At 51.6% G+C, this 7317-nt stretch carries 3 protein-coding genes, 1 tRNA gene, 2 rRNA genes and 1 pseudogene; 4 read left to right on the forward strand and 3 right to left on the reverse strand.

Features of this window, described 5'->3' with window-relative positions; all coding sequences use genetic code 11:
* The first annotated feature begins 257 nt into the window (after nt 1–257).
* From KB213_RS11825 to KB213_RS12900, 4 genes and pseudogenes are all read left to right on the forward strand, one after another.
* The gene (locus KB213_RS11825) at nt 258–1961 is read left to right on the forward strand and encodes a glycoside hydrolase family 32 protein (protein ID WP_249110562.1); all 1704 of its coding nucleotides are present in this window, start codon (nt 258–260) and stop codon (nt 1959–1961) included.
* 18 nt (nt 1962–1979) lie between these two features.
* Nucleotides 1980–2675, forward strand: a complete 696-nt coding sequence (locus KB213_RS11830; protein WP_211683417.1) for a hypothetical protein — start codon at nt 1980–1982, stop codon at nt 2673–2675.
* Complete coding sequence (locus KB213_RS11835) at nt 2672–4411, forward strand: ShlB/FhaC/HecB family hemolysin secretion/activation protein (protein ID WP_211683419.1); 1740 nt, start codon at nt 2672–2674, stop codon at nt 4409–4411. The genes KB213_RS11830 and KB213_RS11835 overlap by 4 nt, the downstream gene beginning before the upstream one ends.
* A 278-nt stretch (nt 4412–4689) precedes the next feature.
* Nucleotides 4690–4887, forward strand: a pseudogene (locus tag KB213_RS12900) (anhydro-N-acetylmuramic acid kinase); the annotation flags it as partial.
* A 175-nt stretch (nt 4888–5062) separates the two neighbouring features.
* On the opposite strand, the gene KB213_RS11840 reads toward KB213_RS12900, so the two are convergent.
* The 3 genes from KB213_RS11840 to KB213_RS11850 form a co-directional block, all read right to left on the reverse strand.
* Nucleotides 5063–5139: transfer RNA gene (locus KB213_RS11840), tRNA-Met, on the reverse strand.
* A 34-nt stretch (nt 5140–5173) separates the two neighbouring features.
* Nucleotides 5174–5288, reverse strand: a 5S ribosomal RNA gene (gene rrf / locus KB213_RS11845).
* An 83-nt stretch (nt 5289–5371) separates the two neighbouring features.
* Nucleotides 5372–7317: ribosomal RNA gene (locus KB213_RS11850) — 23S ribosomal RNA — on the reverse strand; the annotation flags it as partial.

Here is a 7317-nt window from a genome sequence, read left to right on the forward strand (position 1 = left end):
GAGCACCAGACTACGAATCTGGGGGTTAGAGGTTCGAGTCCTTTCGGGTGCACCACTGATATCATCCTAAAAATTGTTATTGATCATTCTCCTAATCGCAGTCTGCGTTTGGGATTTTTTGCGTTTTATCACCTAGAAGCCTCTCAGCTCTCTTCACGGCTTTGTTATTTTCATTCCCTCAGAGAATTCATAAAATAATGTTTATCTTTTGAGCCAAAACGACGCTCATCCGCTTACACCCAATCATGGACACCCATATGAAACATGCATCCGACATTCCCTCTATCTCACGGCGATGGTTTATCGGTGCAGCAGGAACGTGTGCGCTTATGAATACGAATGCTTTTGCTGAGACCTCCCACCCTAAAGGTACGCCTGAAGATTCACACGGCGAAGTCTCTAACCCTTTTGGGAAAAACCTCATCCCAGCACAACCGAGTCCACAAGATTACCAGTACCGGCCTTCGATTCACTTCTCTCCAAGCGTAGGCTTCATGAATGACCCTAATGGGTTGATCTATGATGGTGAGTTTTTCCACCTTTATTACCAATATAACCCCATTGCCCCTTACGCAGGCTATGTCCATTGGGGCAGCGCAAAATCTAAAGACCTGTACTCTTGGGAAGATGGCCCCATCGTCCTCAAGCCAACTACTGCGGGCGAAGCCTTCTCAGGCTGCGCCATTATTGACCACGACAACACATCCGGCCTCTTCCCCGCCCTGCCTGCAACAGACCCACGGAGCAAAGAGCCCAACCTTGCTATCGTGTACACACGCGCAGCCCCCAAACTACAGACACAAGACATCGCCATCAGCCGTGACGGCGGCACAACTTACACCGAAATCAGCGCAAATCCTGTCTTAGACATCCACAGCAACTCCTTCCGTGACCCAAAGGTCTTTTTCCATGCGCCAAGTGGCCGCTGGATCATGACGGTCGTGCAATCACGCCTGCATAAGGTATCCTTCTATGGTTCCTTCAACCTGAAGGACTGGATGCACTTATCTGATTTTGAATCCGCCGGTTTATTTGGCGTTGATTACGAATGCCCAAACCTGATCGAAGTTCAGCTTGAAGGCACCAACGAAACACGTTGGTTGATGCTCATCTCCATCAACCCCGGCGCCCCTCAAGGTGGCAGCACAACACAATATTTTGTAGGTTTCTTCGATGGTGAACGCTTCACAGCCGAAGACGCCCACACCGTCTTTGGTCTGACGGATTTCTGTAAAGATTCATACGCTTTGCAGTGCTATGAAAACCTATCCATTTCCCAAGCAACCATGATTGCATGGCTTGGAAACTGGCAATACTGTGAACAGGTTCCCCACAGCACATGGCGCGGCGTCATGACCCTGCCACGCCACATTTCTGTGCGTCGTGATACGGATGGGTGGATCCGTTTGGTCCAACGTCCCATTGGCCTAGAGAACCTACGCCTTTCTCAAATTCCTACCCCCTTCCATCATCTACCAGCGCTCACAACGCAAACCGTCGCTCTGCCGAAAAACCAAGCGATCGAACTCATCATCAAAGCCAGCCTGGAACCACGAAGCCAAATGCTTCCCGATGGCACGTCAGGCCGTGCAGGTCGCTTCACAATCGACTTCAGTAACGCCCAAGGCGAAAAACTCACCATCGGGTTCGACGGATTTTCCTGTCAGCTCTGGGTCGAGCGTGGGGGCCTCAAAGGCTTCATGGACCCATTCTTCACACGTGAATTTTCTGCTGCATTGACACCAGACGTACGTGAATTCTCATTGCGTCTCGTATATGATGCCTGCACGTTAGAACTTTACGTCAATGACGGAATTGCTGTCGGTACGGCTCTTGTCTTCCCGCAAGAACCTTTGGATCGTGTGAGCTTCTCCACCACGAATACCGCTGCTAACATACAGCAATTAGAGGTCTATCCTCTGCGCGCAACCATGCCACGCCCATTACCTAAAACTGCCTAAGCACTGACTGTTATGCCCATGTCCTTCTCACGGCTTCGATCACGCCGCCATCTTCTTGGAGCGCTCTTCAGCGCTATAGTGGCATGGGCATGGGTGCCAACGTCAGCGGCACAAAGTAACAACGTCATACAAACCGGTCAGTACGCTCCCGGTGCGCGAAGTTCCGCCACTGCCAACGGTGCTTTAGACAACGTCATTGGACAACACCCACCAATGATTACCACTAGCGTACAATCAAACGGCATGACTTTTTACGTCACGCCCGATGGCCGCATTGTGGATACAAATGGCTATTATTTAGCGCAGGACCCACAGCGTAATACGCGCTTCTCTCAACACACATCACAGCCAGCGCACCTGCCGCCGAATGCTAAGCTCGTCCCCATTCTTATTGGGGTCATGGACACCAGCTTAGTCACACGCAACCACCTGCATTTTCATGGCTGCGAAAAACTCACCCAGCCTCTTATCCATTCACCCATTGATCCGCCTGGTGTTTTTGTCGCGCCTGCACCCTGCACACTAAAACAGGGCAGCACACATGCACTGATCTATTCTGCTGCTGAAATTCTTGCCGGAGACCACGGCAATTTATATGGCCTCGCCGGCAACCGAGACCAACTTCTCAGCGCCACACAGGCTGTGCGCATTTCAGACCATGAAACACGCCTATCCATGCCAACACCGAGCAACACAGAGGCTCCCCACCCTTGAGAACCTCATCGTCTCTTCTTGCCCTCTTTCTGTTATCAACGACTGGAGCTGTAGCCCAAACGGTTATACCTTTTCGTTCCACAGGCGATATAACCCCATCTTCTGACTTACTCTCACTGCCAGCACGCCATGTGGCTCCTATGGCACAGGATACGTCTCCTACAGTCGAGCACCAAACGCCACAGAATGAAGATGCCATCGTCATTCCCACGTTGAACCATATCAACGTCACGGTGACCGCTGGACCAGACGCCCGCCCCATCGGAAGCGAAACACAAGAGTATATCCTCTCAGGAATCTTCTCCGATTTTGTGGGCAAACCCATGTCCATTAAACAATTGGATATTCTGACCCAGCGTATCAACGCCGCTTACCGCCTCAGCAATGAGCCGTTTGCCTATGCCTACATCCCCCCTCAAACAGTGCGAGACGGAGTCCTAACTCTTCTGATTCGCAAATATACCATTGGCCAAATTCACGTGACGGGAAATCGGTGGTTCTCCAAAAATCTTATTCAATATGAAAGCGGCCTAACCAGCGGAACCATTCCTAATTTTAACGAGGTTCAATCTGATCTCGACTGGCTAAACCGCAACCCATTCCGTTCTGCTGAAATTATTTTTTCCCCCGGCGCCAAAACGGGTGAAACCGATGCTGATATTTATACAGCCGATCGCTTTCCTATTTACATGTTCGGTGGTGCTAGTAACCAAAATGACCCTTCCTTAGGGCGTAATGGCTGGTTCTGGGGCGGATCCGTTGGGAACTTCCTCGGCCTCGACCAAATCCTTACTTATCAGTACACGAAAACTACAACCAACCGCTTTTTTAACCATGCCGTCGCTTGGCATATTCCCATATCACCGCGCGACTCATTCCTCATGTTTGGCAACTACGCCAAAGCACACCCCTTTTCCCAAAAACCTTTCAGCAACTATGGCGGCGGCAGTTCCGTCTCCTTCCGCTGGATGCACATGGTACAACATGTTGCGTTTGGTGGTGCATTTGGCCTCGATGGTACCATCCAACTCGGTTACGATTGGAAAAATGCCAATTCATATCAAAAAATCGGCCCAAAAGACGTTATCATCGGTAACGCAGATACAAACCAATTTGTCTTTCTCTACTCTGGCTCCATCCAAGACCCTTACGGCAAGACAGAGTTTACCAACCAAATGGCCTATGGTTTCCCCGGCCTTACACGCCGCAATAACCAACCCGCATACCAAACTATCGCACCCGGCTCATCGCCAAATTATTTTTATGACCGCCTCACTCTAGGGCGCAGTTTTCCACTCACGCATAGCCTCAACGCTAATTTTCACATCACCCATCAACAAGCGACCAAGAACCTCCTCTACTCTGAGCAGGTCTCACTCGGCGCTCAAGGCACAGTACGAGGTTATTATCTCAATACGACGTTTGGCAGTATTTCCACCTATTTTAATGCTGAATTGGCAACAAAGACCTTTTCACTCATGGGCCTAATGAACCCCAAAGCTCATAAAGACGAAACAACTCTTACGCTGTTTTGGGATTATGGAAACAACCGACAGGTACACCAAGTGGTCGCTGGCGTACATTCCGTCACCCTCTCCAGTGTCGGCCTTGCGGCAACAAGCAAAATCAATCACTGGCTCACCGGCACTTTTGATGTCGGCTGGCGCCTACGCCGCGCCCGCAGCATTGGCGCCAAAGGTGCATGCGTAGATTACAATATGACCGTCGGCTTTTAAGGACCTCCAAAAACTATGACACACAGCGATTTCTGAGGCTTCTTGTCTGTAGAATGGGGGGCGTTTCTCTGCACCAAAAAGCCCTCCAGAATCAGTTGTCAGGCATTTTACAGTCTGCCTATCATTTTTGAGGCTATCATTAGGATGCTGCTTACGCTGTGACGCATTAAAAAGTTACTCTACAAATATCTATGCCCATAGAGTGACGTTCCCCGCATCATCTCTGGAAGAGAGACAGCTATAAAGCCGTCAAGTTCCCCTATGCTTAGATACTTGTAGAAGCGATGGGCTGGAATGGTGACAATCTGGAAGCGGAATGTTTTGGTTTTTTGGCGGTCCGGAGTTTACGAAGATTACCGCTCTCCGCTGCCAGCATTACTGGCTGCCCTATACCACTGACTGGCGGAAGGCTCACATGCACTAGCCTGTCCCCTCTCCCATCATGGCTACTTCTCTACGGAGGACAGGAGAGTTGAGCGCTAGCCCTACAACAATAGTTAGACCACGCGGCCTGATCACTTGGCTGTATCAGGTATAGTGGTGCTATTCGCACATAGCGTTGAGCGTTATTGCCAGCAGCCCCGACGCGTGCGTCCGCAGGCGATCGGGTGATCGTGCGGTTGAAGGTGGTAAAGAGATTTTATTGAGAGATGGTTGCGGGGGTAGGATTTGAACCTACGGCCTTCAGGTTATGAGCCTGACGAGCTACCGGGCTGCTCCACCCCGCGTTGGTGGGTGGTTTTTTATGAGGTGAGCTAGGGGACCTGGCGGCGACCGACTTTTCCGCACCTTAAGGTGCAGTATCATAGGCGCTGAGGTTTTTCACGGCCGAGTTCGGGATGGGATCGGGTGTAGGATCCTCGCCATGGCCACCAGGTCTTCTAGCTCACCCTCGTGTTGGTTGAGGAGGGTGAGAGGTTGGTGTTTTTTGAGTGTGACTGATTTCTGTGCATGTGTTGTTGTGTGAGAGATATGAGCGATTAGTACCGGTTAGCTGAGTACATTACTGTACGTATACACCCGGCCTATTAACGTGCTGGTCTTGCACGGCTCTATGAGACCTCGTTTTGAGGTGGGTTTCCCGCTTAGATGCTTTCAGCGGTTATCCCGTCCGAACTTAGCTACCCGGCTGTGCCACTGGCGTGACAACCGGTGCACCAGAGGTTCGTTCATCCCGGTCCTCTCGTACTAGGGACAAATCCTCTCAAGTCTCTTACACCCACGGCAGATAGGGACCGAACTGTCTCACGACGTTCTAAACCCAGCTCACGTACCACTTTAATCGGCGAACAGCCGAACCCTTGGGACCTGCTCCAGCCCCAGGATGTGATGAGCCGACATCGAGGTGCCAAACCTCCCCGTCGATGTGGACTCTTGGGGGAGATCAGCCTGTTATCCCTAGAGTACCTTTTATCCGTTGAGCGATGGCCCGTCCACGTGGGACCACCGGATCACTATGGCCGACTTTCGTCTCTGATCGAGCTGTCACTCTCACAGTCAGGCGGGCTTATGCCATTGCACTCGACAGCCGGTTTCCGACCGGCCTGAGCCCACCATCGCGCGCCTCCGTTACACTTTGGGAGGCGACCGCCCCAGTCAAACTGCCCACCATGCAGGGTCCCGGATCAGGCTAACTGATCTCGGTTAGACATCAGAAAAATTCAGGGTCGTATTTCAAGGATGGCTCCACCGGTGCTGGCGCCCCGGCTTCAAAGCCTCCGACCTATCCTACACAGAATTTTCCTGATGCCACTGCAAAGCTACAGTAAAGGTTCATAGGGTCTTTCCGTCTGACCGCGGGTACCCCGCATCTTCACGGGGAATTCAATTTCGCTGAGTCGATACTGGAGACAGTGGGGAAGTCGTTACGCCATTCGTGCAGGTCGGAACTTACCCGACAAGGAATTTCGCTACCTTAGGACCGTTATAGTTACGGCCGCCGTTTACCGGGGCTTCAATTCAATGCTTGCACATCTCCTCTTAACCTTCCGGCACCGGGCAGGCGTCAGGCCCTATACGTCATCTCTCGATTTCGCAGAGCCCTGTGTTTTTACTAAACAGTCGCTACCCCCTGGTCTGTGCCACCCAACCATGGTTGCCCACGATTGGGTCTCGTTTATCCCGAAGTTACACGAGCAATTTGCCTAGTTCCTTCAGCATCGTTCTCTCAAGCGCCTTGGTATACTCTACCAGTCCACCTGTGTCGGTTTCGGGTACGGTCTATATGCTAGAGCTATTTCCTGGAATGGTCCAAAAGCTGGTTCAATCCGATAAGAACCAACAACATATCTCATTCGTCACTTCTAGCAGGCTCAGGACTATTAACCTGATTCCCATCGACTACGGCTTTCGCCCTCGCCTTAGGGGCCGGCTCACCCTGCGTGGATTAACCTTGCGCAGGAACCCTTGGACTTTCGGCGACAGTGTTTCTCGCACTGTTTATCGCTACTCATGTCAGCATTCGCACTTCCGATATCTCCAGAGAGGGTCACCCCGTCTCCTTCGCAGACTTACGGAACGCTCCGCTACCGCGCATTCATAGAATGCACCCACAGCTTCGGCACGTGACTTGAGCCCCGTTACATTTTCGGCGCAGGGTTTCTAATAGACCAGTGAGCTATTACGCTTTCTTTAAAGGATGGCTGCTTCTAAGCCAACCTCCTGGTTGTTTTGGAATCCCCACATCCTTTCCCACTTAGTCACGATTTAGGGGCCTTAGCTGGTGGTCTGGGCTGTTTCCCTCTCGACAATGGACCTTAGCACCCACTGTCTGTCTGCCGGACTATACTCCTCGGTATTCGGAGTTTGGTTAGGTTTGGTAAGGCTTTGGGCCCCCCTAGCCCATCCAGTGCTCTACCCCCGAGGGTAAACATCCGACGGTCTACCTCAATAGATTTCGCGGAGAA

The organism is Neokomagataea anthophila, assembly GCF_018122595.1.
Taxonomy (GTDB): domain Bacteria; phylum Pseudomonadota; class Alphaproteobacteria; order Acetobacterales; family Acetobacteraceae; genus Gluconobacter; species Gluconobacter anthophilus.